We start from the raw sequence: 19,610 nt of genomic DNA, 5'->3' as shown, positions 1-19,610 counted from the left end.
AAGGACCGTGTCCTCGGACGTGCGTGTCCGCGCATCGAGCGGTTCGGACGCAGCGGAGGGCTCTGGCGCGGAGGCACCCTGAACGGGAGGGACGAGCGGCGGAGGAGCCGGGCTCACCTCGGAGGAGCTCCGGCCCTCGGAAGACGGAGGCGCGGACTCAGTTGCCCCAGTAGGCGAGGAGGACGGAGCCGGAGTGGAAGCCGGGCGGGTCGGGGCGTCCCTCGGAGGCTCGGGCGCCGAGGTGGGCGTGGCGAACGGATCGAGGAACGGGTCCGCCAGCGGGTCCGAGCCGTCGAAATCGGTCTCCTGACTGGAGGAAGGAACACCCGTGGCCTCGAGGGCCCCGGCGCGCAGCACGTTGCCGAGCAGGGCGCCCCAGGCGGAGTCCGCGCCAGAGGGAAGGCTGACGAGCAGCGGCTCATCCTCGAAGGGGGAGGGAGGAGGCGCATCGGGACGAGGGGCGAGCGGGTCGTCGATGCGCTCGGCGAAGAGGGAGCGGGTGCCGGCGAAGAGGGAGCGGAGGGCGGGCCGGAGGAGGGCGACGGTGCCGGTGGCGCGCTCGGCCAGGCGCGAGAGGAAGTCATCCACTGCTGACGAGCTCCAGGTAGCGCTGCCGGGAGACGGCGCTCATCGAGAGGATGGTGGACTCGGTCCACCCGTACACCCGGGCGAGCTCATGCACCTCGCGCTGGAGTTGGCGGGCCTGGGTCTCCAGCTCGGTCCAGAAGAAGGAGAGGATGTCGAAGGCGGCGCGCCAGGAGTGGCCGCAGCCGGGACAGTCGAGGCGGAAGGTGATGTCGGCCTGGGGGTCCTCCTCGGCCATGCGGGCGGCGAGGGCGGAGAGCACGTGCTCGGGGACGGAGGTGATGGAGGTGGGCTGGCCGTCTGAGCGGGCCTCGCGGACGCAGCGCTGGAGGAGGCGGGCGCGAGCCACGCGAGGGTCCTTCAGGTGGGCGAGCGCGGCCAGGTCATTGCTGTCGGGCAGCCGGTAGTCGAGCGCCCAGCCCTCCAGCTCCAGGAGTCCACGAGGGTCTCCAGGAAGGGGAACGCGGAGCTCCTCGGCGGTGAGCTCCATCTCGAGCCGCTCGCCACACTTGGGGCAGGGGACGAGCACCTCGAGCTTGGGGCCGAAGGTGCGCGAGCGCAGCTCGAGGAGCAGCGCGTCGCGGCGGCCGATGGGGAGCCGGGCCAGGGCCATCGGCTCCACACTGGGAGAAGCGGCGCGGAGCAGGACGAGCGCCCGATCCAACGGGTGCTTGTCCCGGCCCCATTCGCAGATGCGTACGACGTCATGGGCGTTGAGCTGCCGCATTGCTCACGCTCGGGGTGACACGGTTACTGGTTGGGGTCGTTGAAGGAGGGCTCGGAGGGCTCCTGGACGCTCTGGTCGCGCTCCCAGCCCTCGGTCTGGAGGACGAGGGATTGAATGGCGACGGCGTTGCCCATGCCGTCGAGCTCCGGGAGAGCGACGAACTCAGAGGGCCAGCAGCGGTAGCACTTGTAGGAAATCACCTTCTGACCGGCCTCGTTGTAGAGGTCGATGGTGATGTCCTTGCGGAAGTCGGAGAGAGAAACCTCCTGGCCGAGGGAAGAGGAGTTGGCGTAGTCCCAGACTTTATTGGCCCACTGCTCGAAGGCGGTGTCATGGGTGACGCCGCGCTCGAGCGTAATGGCATCCCAGTCGGTCTGGCCAATGGACTTGCGAGTGGTGGAAGGGTCGCTGCCAGCGCGGTGCTTCACCACTTCGGTGGTGCGCTTGAGGGGGCTGACCTTGGAGACACCGGCAACAGCCTTGCCGTCCCAGGAGACGATGAACTTGTAGTTCTTGTAGGGGTCGACGCGCTTGGGGTTCTTGGTGAACTCGGGCATGGGAGGCTCCGTTAGGCGGTCTGACCGGCCTTCTGCTCGATGTAGATGACGACGAACTCAGCGGGCTTGAGAGGTGCGAAGCCGACCTCGACGTTGACGATGCCGCGGTTGATGTCGTCCTGGGTGGTGGTGGAGGAGTCGCACTTGACGAAGAAGGCCTGGTCGCGGGAGGAGCCCTGAAAGGCGCCCTGGCGGAACAGGTCATTCATGAAGGAGCCGATGGCCAGGCGGAGCTGACTCCAGAGGGGCTCGTCATTGGGCTCGAAGACGGCCCAGCGAGTCTGACGAAGGAGGGTCTGCTCGATGTAGTCGGTGAGCCTGCGGACGGGGAGGTACTTGAAGTCGCTGGAGAGGACGTCGGCGCCGGCGAGGGTGCGAGCGCCCCAGACGACGGGCCCCACGGGAGAGAAGGAGCGCAGGCAGTTGACGCCCAGGGAGTTGAGCTGGCCGTTCTGGGTGTCGGTGAGGGCGTACTGCAGGCCGGTAATGCCGGAGAGGCCGCCGTCGTTGTAGCCAGCGGGAGCCTTCCACACGCCGCGAGTAGCGTCGGTGCGAGCGATGATGCCGGCGATGATGCCGGAGGCGGGACGGACGACCTCAGCACCACCCTGAAGAGGGTCCTCGGCGGTGACGCGGGGGAAGTAGACGGCGCAGTAGGGGGCATGGGCATCGGCGGGGGTGATGCCGATACCGCGAGGGTCATCGAGGTGGACGGTGTTGTCGACGTCGGGAGTCCAGGAAGTGGGAGGGTCGAGGATGAGGGTGGCCTTCATCTTCGAGCACTTCTCGGCGGCGGCGGAGTAGACGTTGATGTCGGTGTTTCCGTCGAAGGTTTCGGGCGGGATGCAGACGATGTTGTACAGGTCCAGCTGGTCCAGCAGGTCCAGGCCGGCGGCGTAGTTGGCGGGGGTGAGCGGATCCGAGTCCTTGGCGGTGCCCGGAGAGGCGGAGAGCCGGGTGTAGAGCGAGGACTGCTGGAGGACGCGGTCGAGCCGCCGGGAGCCCGCGTTGTCGTGGAGGGACACGGCGGAGAAGCGCTCGGTGGACTTCTGGCCGTTGGGCTGGGTGTACGTGACGGTCAGGTTGAAGAGGTCCAGGGCGGGCCAGTCACGCGTGGCGTAGCGGGTCACGAGGCTGTCGCGGAGCAGGGTCTTCCCGCCGGCCTTGGGCTTGCCATTCGCGTCCAGCTCGGGGCTGGTGAGGCCGTCGGTGTCCGTGCTGTAGGAGAGACCGGAGGCCCACGTCCCGGGGCTCGAGGCGACCAGGGACTGTCCCTTGAGGGCGTAGTTGCCCGTGATGGCCTGTCCTTCCTTGTCGGAGGCGTCCTTCTTGCTCTTGGGAGTGCGCCCATCGAGAGCGGTGGGAGTGCTCGTCCTGCCCGACTCGGCGGAGAACGGGATGGCAGCGGTGGCGGCCGCGGGGTCCCCGTTGAAGAGGCGGAGGATGAGGGCCTGGGCGCCGCCGTTGAGGAAGAAGTCCTGCACGGCGTACGTCATGGGGCTGCTGGCGAGCAGCCCGCCGAAGTGTTGCTCGAACTCCTCCCAGGACGAGACGCGGGTGGCCTGGTTCACCGGGCCGCGCTCGGTGCGGCCGAGGAAGACGGTGAGCGAGGTGGACACCCCGATGATGGTGCGGACGCCGCTCGGCACTTCCTGGACGTAGACGCCGGGCGCCGACAGTGGGGGACGGACAAGGGCCATGGGTCACCTTTACAAGCGGACTGCGCGGAGTGAGGCGATGCGGCGGATTACTGGTTGGGGTCGTTGAAGGAAGGCTCGGAGGGCTCCTGGACGCTCTGGTCGCGCTCCCAGCCTTCGGTCTGGAGGACGAGGGATTGGATGGCGACGGCGTTGCCCATGCCGTCGAGCTCCGGGAGAGCGACGAACTCGGAGGGCCAGCAGCGGTAGCACTTGTAGGAAATCACCTTCTGACCGGCCTCGTTGTAGAGGTCGATGGTGATGTCCTTGCGGAAGTCGGAGAGGGAGACTTCCTGGCCGAGGGAAGAGGAGTTGGCGTAGTCCCAGACTTTATTGGCCCACTGCTCGAAGGCGGTGTCATGGGTGACGCCGCGCTCAAGCGTAATGGCATCCCAGTCCGTCTGGCCAATGGACTTGCGAGTGGTGGAAGGGTCACTGCCGGCGCGGTGCTTCACCACTTCGGTGCTGCGCTTGAGGGGGCTGACCTTGGAGACACCGGCGACGGCCTTGCCGTCCCAGGAGACGATGAACTTGTAGTTCTTGTAGGGGTCGACGCGCTTGGGGTTCTTGGTGAACTCGGGCATGGGAGGCTCCGTTAGGCGGTCTGACCGGCCTTCTGCTCGATGTAGATGACGACGAACTCAGCGGGCTTGAGAGGAGCGAAGCCGACCTCGACGTTGACGATGCCGCGGTTGATGTCGTCCTGGGTGGTGGTGGAGGAGTCGCACTTGACGAAGAAGGCCTGGTCACGGGAGGAGCCCTGGAAGGCACCCTGGCGGAACAGGTCATTCATGAAGGAGCCGATGGCCAGGCGGAGCTGACTCCAGAGGGGCTCGTCATTGGGCTCGAAGACGGCCCAGCGAGTCTGACGAAGGAGGGTCTGCTCGATGTAGTCGGTGAGCCTGCGGACGGGGAGGTACTTGAAGTCGCTGGAGAGGACGTCGGCACCAGCGAGAGTGCGAGCGCCCCAGACGACGGGCCCGACAGGAGAGAAGGAGCGCAGGCAGTTGACGCCCAGGGAGTTGAGCTGACCGTTCTGGGGGTCGGTGAGGGCGTACTGCAGGCCCGTAATGCCGGAGAGGCCACCGTCGTTGTAGCCAGCGGGAGCCTTCCACACGCCGCGAGTGGCATCGGTGCGGGCGATGATGCCAGCAATGATGCCGGAGGCGGGGCGGACGACTTCAGCACCACCCTGGAGAGGGTCCTCGGCGGAGACGCGAGGGAAGTAGACGGCGCAGTAGGGGGCGTGGGCGTCGGCGGGGGTAATGCCGATACCGCGAGGGTCATCGAGGTGGACGGTGTTGTCGACGTCGGGAGTCCAGGAAGTGGGAGGGTCGAGGATGAGGGTGGCCTTCATCTTCGAGCACTTCTCGGCGGCGGTGGAGTAGACGCCGATGTCGGTGTTTCCGTCGAAGGTTTCGGGCGGGATGCAGACGATGTTGTACAGGTCCAGCTGGTCCAACAGGCTGAGCCCGTCCTTATACGTCTGCGGATTCACCGGGCGGAGCGAACCATCCAGGGTGTGCTTCGTCGGATCCGGTGGAGTGCCCTTCGGGTCGATGTAGAGCTTGACGGTCGCGGGATCGGTGGAGGCCAGCCGGACGAAGCGCGAGGTCTGCGAGAGCAGAGTGCCGAGGTAGCGGGCACCGGCCTTCGGGTTGGCGGAGACGGAGGGGAAGGTCTCGGTGGTGTCCTTGCCGTCGGGGTCGGTGAAGAAGACGGTCAGGTTGAAGAAGTCGGCGGTCGTCAGGCCCGAGCCTGGGGGGATGAAGCGCTTGACGGTGTTGTCTGTGAGGCCGTCGGTGTCGGTGCGGTATCCGAGGTGCTGGCCCCAGGCGCCAGGGTTGGCGGCCACGAGCGACTTGTCTGGCAGGTGGTCGTCCTGGGTCTTGGGCGTGGCCCCCTGTGCCGCGGGAGGTGGCCGGAACTGGACGTAGTAGGTGGAGGGATCGAGCTGGACGTTGCCCTGGGTGTCCTTGGTGGGCTCGCCGGTGGTGGCGTCGCGCTGCACCGACTCGAACAGCCGGAGGATGAGGGCCTGGGCGCCGCCGTTGAGGAAGAAGTCCTGCACGGCGTACGTCATGGGGCTGTCGGCGAGCAGCCCGCCGAAGAGCTGCTCGAACTCCTCCCATGAAGAGACGCGGGTGGTTTGATTCACCGGGCCGCGCTCGGTGCGGCCGAGGAAGACGGTGAGGGAAGTGGACACCCCGATGATGGTGCGGACGCCGCTCGGCACTTCCTGGACGTAGACGCCGGGTGCCGAGAGCGGGGGACGAACCAGGGCCATTGAGTCACCTCGAGACGGGGACTGCGTTGTGGCTGGTACTGAAGGGCTGAGAGGCGTCCAATGCGTAACACACCCCCAGTGAACGGATCCAGCCGGTGCCCAGCGGTGTCCGTGCCCGCGGGTCTCTATTTGTCCCAACGTTCTCGTGGGTTTTGTTTCTTGACTCGGCGAGCCTGATCGCGCGTGCGTTCCTGGCGCGGTGCGATGGATGCGTTCGAGGCGGACATGAAAAGACCCCTCCCTCCCAGGCGGGAGAGAGGGGTCCTCCACGGTGACTGCTTTGACGGTGATTCTTTCGACTACTTCTTCGCCTGCTCAATCACCTCACGGGCCGTCTTCACCACGTTCTCCACGGTGAAGCCGAACTTCTGCTGCAGGGCCTTGAGCGGCGCGGAGGCGCCGAAGGTGCGCATGCCCACCACGGCGCCGCGCAGGCCCACGAAGCGCTCCCAGCCGAACGTCGCCGCCTTCTCCACCGCCACGCGCGCCCTCACCGACGAGGGCAGCACCTGCTCGCGGTACGCCTCGTCCTGCCGCTCGAACAGCTCCCACGAGGGCATGCTCACCACGCGCGTCTTCACGCCCTGGCCTTCCAACTGCTCCTGCGCCTGCAGGCACAGCGACACCTCGCTGCCCGTGCCGATGAGGATGACGTCCGGGGTGCCCTTGGAGTCGGACAGCACGTAGGCGCCCTTGGCCACGCCCGAGGCCGGCGCGTACTTCGTCCGGTCCAGCGTCGGCACCGCCTGCCGCGTCAGCACCAGCACCACCGGCTCGTGCCGCAGCGGGGCGATGAGGCGCCAAGCCTCGGTCACCTCGTTGGCGTCCCCAGGGCGAAGCACGATGAGGCCCGGAATCGCACGCAGGCTCGCCAGGTGCTCCACCGGCTGGTGCGTGGGGCCGTCCTCTCCCAGCCCGATGGAGTCGTGCGTGAAGATGTGGATGGCGGGCACCTCCATGATGGCCGACAGGCGGATGGCGGGCCGCTCGTAGTCACTGAAGATGAGGAACGTCGCGCTGTAGGGGCGCACCTTGCACAGCGCCAGGCCGTTGGTGATGGAGCCCATCGCGTGCTCGCGCACGCCGTAGTGGATGTTGCGCCCCGTCAGGTCCCCCGGCTTCATCGCCCCGGAGAAGGTCAGGTACGTCTTCGTGGACGGGTTCAGGTCCGCCGAGCCGCCCAACAGCCACGGGTAGTTCTTCGCCAGCGCGTTGATCACCTTGCCGCTGGACTCGCGCGTGGCCATGCCCTTGGCGTCCGCCGGGAAGGTGGGCAGCTCCTTGTCCCAGCCCACCGGCAGCTCGCGCCGCTGCATCCGCTGCAGGTGGTCCGCCAGCTCGGGGTACTGCTTCTGGTACTCGGCGAACTTCGCCTCCCACTCGGTGCGCAGCTTCCGGCCGCGCTCGCCCACCCGCTCGGCGAAGCGCTCGCGCACCCCGTCGGGCACGAGGAACTTCGCGTCCTCGGGCCAGCCGTACTTGCGCTTGGCTCCCTTGATTTCCTCCTCGCCCAGCGGCTCGCCGTGGGCGCTGGCCGTGCCCTGCTTCTTGGGCGCGCCCCAGCCAATCTCACTGTGCACGATGATGAGCGTGGGCAGGCCCCGGTCCTGCTTGAAGGTGCGGAACGCCTTGGACAGCGCGTCCAGGTCGTTGGCGTCGTTCACGTGCAGCACGCGCCAGCCATAGGCCTCGAAGCGCTTGCCCACGTCCTCGGTGAAGGCCAGGCTCGTGCTGCCGTCGATGCTGATGTGGTTGCTGTCGTAGACCCAGCACAGGTTGGGCAGCTTGAGGTGGCCGGCGATGGAGGCGGCCTCGCTGGCCACGCCCTCCATCATGTCGCCGTCACCGCAGATGGCCCAGACGTCGTAGTCGAACAGCTCGAAGCCGGGGCGGTTGAAGTAGCCCGCGAGCCACCGGCTGGCGATGGCCATGCCCACCGAGTTGGAGACGCCCTGGCCCAGCGGGCCGGTGGTGGTCTCCACGCCGCTCGTCCAGCGGTACTCGGGGTGGCCGGGGGTGGAGCTGTCCAACTGGCGGAACTTCTTGATGTCCTCCAGCGACACGGCCGGCCCGTCCTCGACGGTGTAGCTCGAGGTGACGCGGCGCGAGCCCGTCAGGTGCAGCAGCGAGTAGAGCAACATGGAGGCGTGCCCGTTGGAGAGCACGAACCGGTCGCGGTTGGGCCAGATGGGTTGGGTGGGGTCGAAGCGCAGCTCCTGCTGCCAGAGCTGGTAGGCCACGGGCGCCAGGGCCATGGGCGCGCCGGGGTGGCCCGAGTGGGCCTGTTCCACCGCATCCATGGCGAGGGTGCGGATGGTGTTGATGGAAAGCCAATCGGTTTTATCGTGAGTCATAGCTGGGAGTCCTCGTGCCCTCGGACGGTGCACCATGCCCCAAGCGGGGCGGGAGCGCCGCAGCATTCGGCATGGGATGAGCAGAGGTGGACGAAGGGAGGGGAAGTGGCCGGGTCGACACAGCGGAGGCGCGAGGGACTGGCGGGCGGGGCCACTGGGTGGCATATGGTGCGCGCATGTCGATCGAGAAACCGTTGCGGGAGATGGTCCAGGCGGAGCTGAAGGGCCGGCTGGGGCCCATGCACAAAGCCATCACGCGCATGGGTGAGCGGCTGGACGTCATTGATGAGCTGTCGGACATCATCAAGCGCCTGGCGCCTCTGGCCACGCGGATGCAGTCGTTGCAACTGTCGTTGCCGGGCCTGAGCGTTCCGGTGGTGGGCCGGGGCCGGAGTGCGGCGCCCGCGCCGGCGGCCCGGGGCCAGAGTGCGGCGCCCGCGCCGGCGGCCCGGGGCAGGCAGGCGGCGGTCGCGGTGGTGCCGGTGCCCAGGGGCCGTCCGGGACGTCCTCCCGCGGCCCTGGCCGAGGGCGAGCGCCGGTGCGCCGTCATCGGGTGCACGAGGCCGGCGCGCTCGAAGGGCTATTGCTCCGCGCACTACCAGAAGCTGCGGTTGCTGGTGAAGACGGGCCGGCGGCCGGCGGCCTGGGTGGATGACGCGAAGCCGCAGTCGGTGGCGGAGATTGTCCTGCCCAGGGGACGTGCCGCCTCGAAGGCGCGCGAGGAAGTGGCCCCGCAGCGTCCCGAGCCGACGGTGCCGCCGAAGCCGAAGGCGTGGGTGCGCAAGAAGGGTGGCAAGGAGCGCATCTCGCTGCACTGAGTCATGGGTGCGCAGGGTTCCCGGATGAGTCCCCTCTTCCCTGGGAGAGGGTCACGGGAAGCGTCTGCCCGGAAACGGCCGGAGCCCGCCCGCCCCGCGAGCGGGTTGGCCCGAGCACCTCTGCCCCGCGGAGTCGTTGACACGCTGTGCCTGGAATGATTTCCGGCGGGCATGAGCGATCAGGGTTATCCGGTGACGGTGGCAGTGCGGCGCCAGGACGGGCGCGTGGAGCAGGTGCGGGTGGGGACGGCGTTCCGCAATGGGGAAGGTTTCACGTTGAGGCTGGGCGAGCTGAGCATCGGCTCGGCGCCCGATGCGGCGGCCGCGGCGCCGAGGCGGTCTTCCTCCTCGTACGGCGGTGGTGGCGGAGGCGGTGGTGGTGGTGGCGGCGGGGGAGAGGTGTTCCCCAACTACGGGCGCAGCAAGGGCGCTCCCATCCAGGGGGCGAGCATGCAGGACCTCGAGTTCTACGCGAACGGTGCGCGGCGCTCGCTGGGCGACCCGAGCAAGTCGCGCTGGCACGACCGGGAGCGCCAGCTGCTGGCCTCCATCGAGGCGGAGATGGCCCGTCAGCGGGGCGGTGATGCCGGGGGTGGAGGCATGGGCGGCGACGAGCCTCCTCCGCACGGGGATGATGACTTCTCCGGCGGTGGCAACGACGACGACTCCATCCCGTTCTGAGCCGGCTCAGGCGGTGGAGCGGGCGGCCGAGGCCAGGGGAAGGAAGACGGTGAATGTCGTCCCCTGGCCGGCGGTGCTGTGCACCTCCACCTGGCCCTGGTGGGCTTCCACGATGCGGCGCACGATGGCGAGCCCCAGTCCGGTGCCGGCGGCCTTGGTGGTGTAGAAGGGCTCGAAGAGGCGGGCCATCACCTCCGGAGTCATTCCGATTCCGGTGTCGGTGATGCGGATGCGGGCCTGGGGCGTGCCCTGACGCGGCTCGCCGCGGCCCAGCTCCACCCGGAGCGTGCCTCCGTGGGGCATGGCCTGCAGCGCGTTGATGAAGAGGTTGCTCAGCGCCAGGTGCAGCAGCTGCGCGTCCAGTGGGGCCTCGGGCAGCTCCGGGTCCAGCTCGCGCACCACCTGCACCCCGTGGGCGCGAGGCTCCGAGCGCAGGGAGGCCTCCAGCGCCCCGTCCACCACGGTGGCGAGCGGCTGTGAGTAGAGGCGGGGCCGCAGGGGCCGGGCGAAGTCCAGCAGCCCGTGGACGAGGTGGTCCAGCCGGGCGACCTCCTCGTTCATGACGCCGAGCAGCTCCCAGGCGGGGCTGTTCTCCTCGGGCCGGGCCAGGCGGGTGAGGGCGGCCACGGAGTTGGAGATGACGGCCAGGGGGTTGCGCACCTCGTGGGCCACGCTGGCGGACAGCTCGCCGAGCGCGGCCATGCGCTCGCGGCGCACCAGCTCCTGCTGGGCGGTGGCGAGCTCCTCCAGGGACTGGCGCAGCTCGCGGTTGAGGTGGTTGGCCTTCTCCTGCGCGTGCCGGCGCTCGCCCAGGGCGGCGGCCATGAGCAGCCCGGAGGCGCCCGACGCCGCGAGGAAGGACTGGAGGAAGACGAGGCTCGCGGTAGGCCCGGCGGAGTGGCCCTCGGGTCCCAGCGCGAAGGGCCCGCTGCCCGCCAGCGTGTGAGACACGGCCACCGAGGCCAGCGCGAGCATGGCCGCCGCCGTCCCCCGGGCCTCGAAGCGCAGGGCTGCCCAGAGGAGGAAGGGGAAGGCCACGTAGGTGACGGGGTGGTAGACGCTGGTGGCGGCCGGTGCCCAGAAGAAGACGAGGTGCACGGTGGCCACGAGCGACAGCAGCAGCGCCACGAGCTCGAGCTGGCGCAGGCGGCTCCAGCCCTCGAGGCCGCGCGTCGTCCAGGTGAGCAGCATGGGGGCCACCAGGAGGATGCCCATGGCATCGCCCACCCAGAACACCCGCCACTGCCTGCCCCAGTCCGCCCAGGCGATGCTGCCGTCGGCGGCGAGCGCGGTGACGCCGATGGTGGCGGCGAGCATGGTGCTCAGCAGGGCGGAGGAGCTCAGCAGGGACAGCACGTCGCGCACCCGCTCCAGCGAGGGGCGGAAGCTGGCCAACCGGCGCATGAGGAAGGCCCCGGCGAGCCCTTCCAGGGCACTGCCCGTGGAGATGGTGAAGTGGGTGAGGGAGGGCATCCGTCCCTGCGTGGTGGCGAGGGGCTCTAGGATGATGGCCGCCAGGGCGATGGCGGGCCAGTGGCGCCTGCGCGACTGCAGCAGCGCGGTGAGCAACACGCCGCTGGCGGGCCACATGGCGGAGATGTGGTCGCTCGGAGGGGTGAGCCGGATGCCCAGCCAGGCGGAGGCGCAGTAGAGGAGCGCGAACAGCCCCAGCCGCCCGAGCAGGTGCCATGGTTGGAGGATGTGCTTCGGTTCAGGCACGCGCGGAGTTTCTGCACCGTGTCATGAAGTGGGGAGTGGCGCAAAGCCCCCTCCAGGTGTGAGGAGGCCCGGACGAAGCGTGTCAGTGATATGACATCGGGCCATGTTCCACTTGCGAGCGGATGCGCGGCGGGCCTGTCGGTCCACGAGCCCCGGAGCGGCCCTGCTGCTGGCTCTCGTCCTGATGATGGTGCCGGAGACGTCGCGTGCGGCGCCGGAGTCCGCACGGTTGCTGCCCGAGCAGCCGCCAGCGGCGATGCAGACGGACAACCCGATGCGGTGGATGGCATTGGAGCTGGCCACGGGGGCGGGAGCGGCGGTGGTGGCGGTGCCGGCGACGCTGGCGCTGAGCGCCTGGGTGGGCACGCTGTCGTCGGACCTGGTGCTGGCGGCGGTGCCGGCGGTGGTGCTGCTGGCGGCGCTGCCTCCGCTGGCGGTGGCGGGGGCGCAGTGGCTGGTGGGCAACCGGTTGCAGCCGGGCAGCGCGCGCTTCCAGCCGGCGGTGTGGGTGGCGCTCGGGGTGCACGTGCTGGCGGTGACGGGCGCGGTGCTGCTCGGCGCCACGGTGGACGACCTGGGAGACGCGGCGCTCTTCACCCTGGTGGAGGCGCTGGTGTTGCCCACGGCGGTGACGCTGACGATGCGCGCGACGGCGCCGGTGCCGCCGCCCACCCTGTCGCGAGTCCCCGAGCGGCCGCGCGCCGTGGTGGAGGCCACCGCCTCGCGGGCGCTGGTGGTGCCCCTGCTGCGCTACACCTTCTGAGACAGAGCTCCCATGAGTCGACTCCACGCAATGTCCCCCTTGTTGCTCGCCGGGGCGCTGGCGCTCGCATCGCCGGCCCGGGCCGAGTGCCCCTCTCGCCCCACCTGGCCCACGGAGGACTGGCCCGACGGGAAGGCGGAGGTGGCGGCGGCGAGGCCCGCGCAAATCAAGGCCCTGGAGGACTATGCCTTCACGCTCACGGGCAAGGACGAGGAGCGCAAGGGCATCCGCACGGATGGGGTGCTGCTCATCCACAAGGGCCGGGTGGTGTACGAGCGCTATGGGCGCGGCTTCGACGTGAGCAAGCGGCACCTGTCCTGGTCGGTGTCGAAGAGCTTCACCAGCGCGCTCACGGGCATCGCGGTGAAGCGGGGCGCGGTGGCGCTGGACGACTCCATCTGCAAACACGTGAAGGCGAAGCGGCAGGAGAGCTGCGCCATCACGGTGCGCAACCTGCTGGAGTTCGCCTCGGGGCTGGACTGGCGCGAGGACTATGAGAATGGTGGCAGCTACCAGGACTCCTCGGTGCTGGCGATGCTGTACGGCGAGGGCCGCAAGGACATGGTGTCCTTCATCACCGGGCATGAGTTGCAGGAGAAGCCGGGCACCTCGTGGAGGTACTCGTCCGGGGATGCGACGCTGCTGAGCGGGGTGCTGGACGCGGCGCTCAAGCCCTCGGAGGGCCGGGACTGGCCCTTCACGCTGCTGCTGGACGTGCTGGGGATGAAGAGCGCCACGTGGGAGCGGGACGGTAAGGGCGTGGTGGTGGGCTCCTCGTACCTGCACGCCACGCCGAGAGACCTGGCGAAGTTCGGCTTCTTCTACCTCAACGACGGGTGCTGGGCGGGCCAGCGGGTGCTGCCCGAGGGCTGGGTGGCGCAGTCGACGCAGGTGTCCGAGCCCATCAAACAGAAGTCCTACGAGCGGGAGCACGAGGATGTGCAGGGCTGGCAGTGGTGGCTCAATCGTCCTATTCCCGGCGTGCAGGCCGAGCGCCCCTGGCCGAACGTGCCCGAGGACGCCTTCGCGGCGCGGGGCCACTGGGGCCAGTCCATCTCCATCATTCCGTCGAAGGACCTCATCGTGGTGCGCACGGGGGATGACCGGGACGGCTCCTTCGAGCTGGATTCGTTGCTGAAGCTGTCCCTCGCGGTGGTGGAGGATCTGCCATGAGCTGGAGCCGGGCCTTCCTGGTGCTCGCGAGCGTCGCGGCGCTCTCCTGCGGGAGGGGCGACACGGTGCAGCGCCCCTATGACAACAATGACTTGCAGCTCGTGACGTCCTATACGGCGAAGGACTTCTGCTCGTGCGTCTTCGTGATGCAGATGAGCGAGGAGTACTGTCGGCGCTGGACGGCGGCGAGCCCCGCGGTGGCCACGGTGAAGGTGGACTACAAGGAGCGCAGCGTGCAGACGGCTGCGGCGCTGCTGTGGGGAGAGAAGGCCCGCCTCGTCAGCGAGCGCGACGGCTGCGAGCTGGTGGAGTAGGGCCCGCCTCCGCCCAATCCCAGACAGACTCAGGGGAGGAAGGGCACGCGCCCGACGCGCACGTAGGGCGTCCGGCGCGCGAGGTGTCCGTCACAGGGGATCTGGAGTGCCTGTCCTTGTCCACTGAGCTCCACGGCCACTCGGCCCTGCTCGGCACACCGTGCGTGCAGGGTGTCGTAGGCGGCGAGGGCCTCGGCGGGAAGGGAGTGGCCGGCGACCCGGGCGATGCGTGGCTGTTCGCCCAGCACCTGGCACCTGCCGCCCCGGGCGAGCACCGCGCCGCGCTCCACCGAGGGCGAGAGTTCCGCGGCACAGTCCTGACGGAGGGCGGCGCGCACGGCCCCTCGTGCCACGAGATAACGGAAGGCTTCCGGCGCCTCCTCGTCCCGCACCTGCGGCTCGAAACCCAGCAGCCGCAGCTCCTCGAGGACCCGGGGCGCGGCGTCCGCATTGGGCCCGTCCACCAACTGCCGGATGACGGCGAGCGTGCGCGGAGGGACTCCCTCTGACGCGAACGCTGCATACAGCCGTGCCTCGTCGTAGCGTCCTCTCGGCCCGACGTCCCGTAGCAGCCGCCCCCAGAGCGCGAAGATGTCCGCCTGGGGATTCGCCTGCCGCGCCGAGGCCTCCGCCATGGCGAAGATGAGCAGGCCGCACCGGTAGTAGTTCGTGTACTTCCCGGGGCGCGAGGACTCCCGGAGCGGAGCGCCCTCCAGTTGGAAGAGGCACTCGGACACGGAGTCCGAGAGACGCTTGCGGACGTGCTCCGCCGGGACGGCGCCCAGCTCCGCGAGCGCATGCAGGTCGAAGGCCTCGGCGCCGCCCTCGTGCATCCAGTCCCCGCCTGGCACCTCGTGGAAGGCCAGCTCGCTGTTCCAGAGGTGCGCGGCCTCATGCGCGACGAGCTCGGACAACAGCTTGGAGACCTCCGGGTCATCGGCGGACAGGCGGTCGCTGCCGAGCCGGATGTCGAGCTGGACGAGCCCTGGCAGCGTTCCCCCGCTCATGTTGATGTCGCCGGGGCTTCTGGATGAGGGGCTGAAGCTGATGAACAGGGCGGGGGAGAAGGTGAGCGGGCTGCCGGTGCGCTGGGTGTAGAACGCGAAGAGCCGAGGCAGCAGACGTTCGATGTGCTCGCGCAGGTGCCGAGGCATTCCCGGGTCCACCACCGCCGTCACGCCTTGCTGGACCGCGGTGCTCGCGCCGAAATAGGCATACGTCCCCTCGGGGGCGCCTTCCCAGCGCACCTCGCGCTCACTGCTCTGGCCGGCCACGACGACCCGCTCCCCCGGGCGAGGCGTCAGGAGGACGTGCAGGGGCGGCGGCTCGGCCCCATCGGACGCGAGCCCGAGTATCCCCGTATAGAGCAGGGCCGCGCCGTCCGAGTACGGGATGAAGACCTGGTAGTCCTTCTCGGGCTTGTCTGCGTAGGAGCGCACCTCCATCCGCAGGGTGCGGAAGGGCGAGCCCGCTGGCGCCAGGAGGACGTCCTCCTCGCCACGGCGCTCGATGGTGAGTCCCGCGGGCTCCAGCACCCGCCAGTGGGATTGGCGATACCCATGTCCCGGGCGGGTGAAGCGCACAGCGTGCATGGGATGGGGGAGCTCGTAGGCGATGCTCCAGGAGTCGGAGCCGGCGGCGGCGCGTTGGACCCTCACGGTGATGCCAGACACCTGCGCCGCGGCAGGGGGCCGAGTGCCGTCGCCGCGAGTGGCACATGCGCTCAGGCACAGCAGGAGTGCCATCCAGAGGGTGTGGCCTGCGCACTTCATGAAGAGCTCCCTTCTCATCGGGTCCATACGGGTTTCCGTCGCGCCCATTGCAGGGCCCATTCCCCGCGCGGCGCCCAGGGAGCGTCATGGCCGGCGCGCGGCCCGCCCGTCCCATCTGACACGAGTCCACGAAGCGTATCTGCCATTCTGTCTTTACGCAGGAGCGCGGGACGTCCCGCACAACCTGACGGCGGGGAACCTTGTCTTCCCTCGGCTCCGGAGCTCCACTGTTACCGGACTTCGCGCCTGTCTGGGTGCGCGGAGTGGGAGGTTCCCATGTGCATTGGCCTTGAGTGGCGTCCATCCACGTGGCGGATCGCACGGTATTGGGTGGTCCAACTCCTCGTGTGGATGCTCTCCGGTTGTGCCACGGCCCCCGGCATGCAGGCGCCTCCTACCTGGGGGAGCGGGGGAGCAAGGTTCAGCCCGGCGTCAGTCTCCCCTTCGCAGTCGCGACGCCTTCTGGCCACGAGCGATGGTCCGAAGACGGGTGGGGAGCCCACTGGCCCGGCGGTGCAGGGCTACAACGTCCCCGGACGGAATCCGGATTCGCAGGTGCCCTGGGAGTTCTTCCTCGGCAACGCCTCTCACCTGCTGATTGCATACATGTACAGGGTGAATCACCCGGACAATAGAGCCTATTACAACACCAAGCCAATCAAAGCCATCATTGATGAAACGAAAGTTGGAGATGCATCCCTCCTGCTCCCGGGCGAGAGCCAACTCCGCCCGGACATCACCGATGTCACCATGCGGAGCCTCTTCGAGATCAAACCCTGGAATGAGCAGGCCCTCTGGGAAGGCCGCGAGGCGGCTCGCAAATACCTGGCCGCGCTGAATCGGACCATCTTGACCGGCAAACGGTTTACGGGGGGCACGGACTTCCAGGGCGAAATCCTCGTCTGCTTCGCAGGAGGGCAATACATCTGGCGTCTGGAGTGGAAGACACCAGAGCCCGGAGTAGTCCAGTACAAGTGGACGCGCAGCCAGCAACGCTTCGATTCTGAGGCAGCCGCATATGAGGCCGGGCAGTGGGTAGACCTCACCGTAGAAGAGTTGCGGCAGTATGGTGGTTGGGTGAGTCAGGCCGTGGAAGGAATGGTGAGCTGGCGTGAGAATCTAGCCACCATCAGCGGAACCGTGGGAATGGTCATCGACGTCGTCGGAGGGGTCGCGACGACGGTCTTGTGGGGGTCGATTCTGGGTCAGATGGGGACCGGGTCCCGGCAACCGCCGGCGCAGGGAGGTGGACAGGTCATTCCCTTCCCGGTGCGGCCTCCACCCACTGCGCCCCCAGCGCAGGTGCCGGCCGCCGCAGGTATGTCCCTTCCCCGCTGAGGGGCCGCTTTGCTAGGACGCGCACAATGACGTCTGGAGAGTCCACTTCGCTGCAACTGCCGTCCTTCCTCTATGGCACCTTCCGCTCGGTGCAGCAGAAGACGAAGAAGGAGGGCTTGCGGTGTGGCGAGCAGTACCGCGAGGAAGGTGCCTTCCCCACCCCTCGGCAAATGGTGGAGGTGCCCCCGGGAGAGGTGGTGGTGGCACACGAGGTGGTGGACTTCCAGCGCGAGCGACCGGCCTGGCGGCTGTACATGGTGTCCCATGTCATGGTTGCCTTATCCGAACCTCCGCAGAGTTCGTTTCCCGTGAGGGATGACTATGAGGAGTGTTTCCGAGAGACGGCCTGGGGCGCACTGTTCTTCGCGACGACGCAGATGTGCCCGGTGAGCGCGGAGCGCACGGCGCAGCGCCTCCAGGCGCTGCTGCGCTTCTGGGCTCCACTCCAGTCCGCGCGCTACCTTTTCACCACCCCAAGTGCCGCGCTCACCCTGGAGGAGTTGATGGTGGACGCCTGCAACTGGGCCATGGAGGCGTGGTGTCCGTTGGGAGCGGCCTCCGTGCGCGCGCGGCTGGAAACGGCGGCGGAGCGCATGGCTCGGGCTACGCGGGAGGACTGCATTGAGGTCATCCTCCGGCAGATGCCCCGGGCCCTCTCTTCCGCGCGCGGTCTGAAGTACCGGGATGTGATCGCCGACCCTGTCTTCCAGCGCCAGCGCCTCGCCGCGCTCGACCCACAGGCATTCGAGCGAGTCTCCGGTGCGTGCACGTCGGACCTGCTCGAGAAGTTATATGATTGGGACTACGAGCTCGGGCTGCAATAGGCACCCGAGCCGCTCGCGCCCCTACTGCTCCTGCTCCTTGGTGGTGAGCAGTCCGTGGCGCCGCACCCGCCGGCCGAGCGTCACCGGGTCCATCTCCAGTGCCGCCGCCGCCCGCCGCACCACTCCGCCGTGACGCTCGAGCGCCTCGCGGATGATCTCCTTCTCCATCTGCTCCAGCCGCTCGCGCAGCGAGCCCGCTCCCGTCACCCGCGCCGGCGGCCTCGCTCCCTCCACGCTCCCCACGAGCGCCGGAGGCAGGTGCCGCCGCGTCACCAGCTCGTCGTCCGTGGACAGCAGCACCGCGCGCTCGATGCAGTTGCGCAGCTCTCGCACGTTGCCCGGCCACCGGGCCGATACCAGTATCTGCTCGGCGTCCGCGGACAGTCCGCTCGCCGAGCGCCTCAGCGTCCGGTTGAAGTGGGCCAGGAAGTAGCGCGCCAGGTCCAGCACGTCCTCGGGGCGCTCGCGCAGCGGCGGCAGGTCGATGGTGAAGCTGTTGAGCCGGTAGAAGAGATCGCTCCGGAAGCGCCCCACCCGCACCTCCTCGGACAAATCCCGGTTGCTCGCGGCGATGATGCGCACGTCCACCCGCCGTATCTGCGTGCCTCCCACCGGCCGCACATCCCCGCTCTCCAGCACGCGCAGCAGCTTCGACTGGAGATTCGGCGTGGTGTTCTCAATCTCATCCAGGAAGATGGTGCCCCCGTCGGCGAGCACGAAGAGGCCCGGGTGGTCCGCCACCGCCCCCGTGAAGGCTCCCTTCACGTGGCCGAACAGCTCGCTCTCCAGCAGCGTCTCGGTGAGGGCACCGCAGTCCTGCACCACCAGCGGCTGGTTGCTGCGCCCGCTCAGCCGGTGGATGACGCGGGCGAGCACCTCCTTGCCCGTGCCCGTCTCGCCCTGCAGCAGCACCGCCACGCGGTGGGGCGCCGCCACTCGCACCAGGTCCAACACCTGCCGCATCACCGGGCTGCGGAAGCCGGGCTCGTCCCCCACATCCGCGTGCGGCGAGAGCCGGGGGGCCTCTCGCGCCCGCTCGCGCAGCAGGTTGCGCTCCAGCTCCAGTGCCGCCCGGCGCTGCTCGGTGCGCAGGCCCAGCTCGCGGCTCGCCTGGAGCACGGCCTGGCGCAGCGCCACCTGCTCGAAGGGCGGCGTGAGCGCCCTGAAAATCTTCCCCTGGTTGAACAGCTCCACCAGCCGCGAGGCCGCCGCCGGAGCGCAATAGAGGATGCGCGGAGACAAGTCACTGGCCGGCCCGGCTCCGGTGGGGTCCACCTCCGCGCGCCGTGAGGCCAGCCGCTCCACCAGGGCAATCGCCCGCGCCTCGTCCCGCCCGCACACCAGCAGTGCGCTCACGTCCCCGCGCCCCAGCAGCGTGTCCACGTCCACCGGCGACTGCACGAAGCGCAGCCGCACATGGCTCTCCAGCGCCTCGCGCAGGCCGCGCAGCTCCGACTCCTCCGCGTACACCACCGCCACGTACAGCTGGTGGTCCAGCAGGTAGCGCTTGAGCGTCACCCCGTCCGAGCCCTCGAAGGTGTTGAAGCTCACCCCCAGCGCCGTCACCGCGGCCTCGTCCCGCTCCGCCGGATCGTGCCTCCAGCGCACCACGCCCCTCACGCGGATGCGCGCCCGTGTGTCCGGCAGCGTGAAGGCCATTTCCAGATCCTCGCCCTCGCGCGGTCCCTCCGTCGGCCCGCTCGGGGTGGCGATCAACCCGATGCCCGACTCGCTGATGTTCACCGCCCAGCACCCATGCAGCGCGGGCTGGGTGACCACCTGCACGTACAGGGGCTTGCGTTCGCTGCGCGACACGGTGGGGACTTCACTCGTAACGGTCATCTCTGATGCGCTTCCGCGTCAAATGTGAAGGCGGGTTGGAATTCCAGAGAAATCAAGAGAATGGATTTTCGTCCAGAGGCGGGAGGTGGAGAGGGGGGTTGCCGGGCCGGAGGGCGACGGGGCACGTGGTGCTTCAATTGAGAAGCATGCGGCCCCCAC

Annotated in this window: 16 protein-coding genes; 7 read left to right on the top strand and 9 right to left on the bottom strand. The window is 68.9% G+C overall.

Going from position 1 to position 19,610, the window contains the following annotated elements; genetic code table 11:
• Positions 1–580: 580 nt before the first annotated feature.
• The 6 genes from DAT35_RS32365 to tkt form a co-directional block, all read right to left on the bottom strand.
• On the bottom strand, positions 581–1,312 hold the full coding sequence (locus DAT35_RS32365) for a phage baseplate protein (RefSeq protein WP_108072301.1): 732 nt from the start codon (positions 1,310–1,312) through the stop codon (positions 581–583).
• 23 nt (positions 1,313–1,335) lie between these two features.
• On the bottom strand, positions 1,336–1,869 hold the full coding sequence (locus DAT35_RS32360; protein ID WP_108072299.1) for a phage tail protein: 534 nt from the start codon (positions 1,867–1,869) through the stop codon (positions 1,336–1,338).
• 11 nt (positions 1,870–1,880) lie between these two features.
• On the bottom strand, positions 1,881–3,569 hold the full coding sequence (locus tag DAT35_RS32355; protein ID WP_108072297.1) for a phage tail sheath C-terminal domain-containing protein: 1,689 nt from the start codon (positions 3,567–3,569) through the stop codon (positions 1,881–1,883).
• A 47-nt stretch (positions 3,570–3,616) separates the two neighbouring features.
• Positions 3,617–4,150, bottom strand: a complete 534-nt coding sequence (locus DAT35_RS32350) for a phage tail protein (protein ID WP_108072295.1) — start codon at positions 4,148–4,150, stop codon at positions 3,617–3,619.
• 11 nt (positions 4,151–4,161) lie between these two features.
• A complete protein-coding gene (locus DAT35_RS32345) occupies positions 4,162–5,853 on the bottom strand; it encodes a phage tail sheath C-terminal domain-containing protein (protein WP_108072293.1) in 1,692 nt (563 codons plus the stop codon).
• Positions 5,854–6,152: 299 nt separating this feature from the next.
• Positions 6,153–8,207, bottom strand: coding sequence for a transketolase (gene tkt / locus DAT35_RS32340; RefSeq protein WP_108072291.1), 2,055 nt, complete (start codon positions 8,205–8,207; stop codon positions 6,153–6,155).
• Between the two features lie 176 nt (positions 8,208–8,383).
• On the opposite strand from tkt, the gene DAT35_RS32335 reads away from it, so the two are divergent.
• Complete coding sequence (locus tag DAT35_RS32335) at positions 8,384–9,025, top strand: hypothetical protein (RefSeq protein WP_108072921.1); 642 nt, start codon at positions 8,384–8,386, stop codon at positions 9,023–9,025.
• A gap of 171 nt (positions 9,026–9,196) precedes the next feature.
• Complete coding sequence (locus DAT35_RS32330; protein ID WP_108072289.1) at positions 9,197–9,706, top strand: hypothetical protein; 510 nt, start codon at positions 9,197–9,199, stop codon at positions 9,704–9,706.
• Positions 9,707–9,712: 6 nt separating this feature from the next.
• On the opposite strand, the gene DAT35_RS32325 is transcribed toward DAT35_RS32330, so the two are convergent.
• Positions 9,713–11,425 carry an MASE1 domain-containing protein gene (locus DAT35_RS32325; RefSeq protein WP_108072287.1) on the bottom strand — a complete coding sequence of 571 codons (1,713 nt, stop codon included), beginning with the start codon at positions 11,423–11,425 and terminating at the stop codon, positions 9,713–9,715.
• Between the two features lie 103 nt (positions 11,426–11,528).
• Here DAT35_RS32325 and DAT35_RS32320 point away from each other — a divergent pair, with 103 nt between their 5' ends.
• From DAT35_RS32320 to DAT35_RS32310, 3 genes are read left to right on the top strand one after another with little or no spacing between them, the layout of a single operon-like run.
• Positions 11,529–12,188: a hypothetical protein gene (locus tag DAT35_RS32320; protein WP_108072285.1), complete on the top strand. Its 660-nt coding sequence runs from the start codon at positions 11,529–11,531 to the stop codon at positions 12,186–12,188.
• Positions 12,189–12,218: 30 nt separating this feature from the next.
• Positions 12,219–13,361 (top strand): serine hydrolase, encoded by a 1,143-nt coding sequence (locus DAT35_RS32315; protein ID WP_233261857.1) that lies wholly within the window; start codon positions 12,219–12,221, stop codon positions 13,359–13,361.
• Entirely contained in the window at positions 13,358–13,675 is a 318-nt protein-coding gene (locus DAT35_RS32310; RefSeq protein ID WP_108072281.1) for a hypothetical protein, read from the top strand. Before DAT35_RS32315 ends, DAT35_RS32310 begins: the two co-directional genes overlap by 4 nt.
• A 29-nt stretch (positions 13,676–13,704) precedes the next feature.
• On the opposite strand, the gene DAT35_RS32305 is transcribed toward DAT35_RS32310, so the two are convergent.
• Positions 13,705–15,447, bottom strand: coding sequence for a hypothetical protein (locus DAT35_RS32305; protein ID WP_146209979.1), 1,743 nt, complete (start codon positions 15,445–15,447; stop codon positions 13,705–13,707).
• A 513-nt stretch (positions 15,448–15,960) separates the two neighbouring features.
• Here DAT35_RS32305 and DAT35_RS32300 point away from each other — a divergent pair.
• Together DAT35_RS32300 and DAT35_RS32295 are read left to right on the top strand one after the other, a co-directional pair.
• Entirely contained in the window at positions 15,961–16,785 is an 825-nt protein-coding gene (locus DAT35_RS32300) for a hypothetical protein (protein ID WP_146209978.1), read from the top strand.
• 26 nt (positions 16,786–16,811) lie between these two features.
• Positions 16,812–17,609: a hypothetical protein gene (locus tag DAT35_RS32295; protein WP_108072273.1), complete on the top strand. Its 798-nt coding sequence runs from the start codon at positions 16,812–16,814 to the stop codon at positions 17,607–17,609.
• A gap of 21 nt (positions 17,610–17,630) precedes the next feature.
• Here DAT35_RS32295 and DAT35_RS32290 read toward each other — a convergent pair whose 3' ends face one another.
• Positions 17,631–19,451: a sigma 54-interacting transcriptional regulator gene (locus DAT35_RS32290; RefSeq protein ID WP_108072270.1), complete on the bottom strand. Its 1,821-nt coding sequence runs from the start codon at positions 19,449–19,451 to the stop codon at positions 17,631–17,633.
• Positions 19,452–19,610: the final 159 nt, after the last annotated feature.

The sequence above is a fragment of the Vitiosangium sp. GDMCC 1.1324 genome (assembly GCF_003044305.1).
Lineage (GTDB): Bacteria > Myxococcota > Myxococcia > Myxococcales > Myxococcaceae > Archangium.
This window is presented reverse-complemented; position numbering and strand designations above follow the sequence as displayed.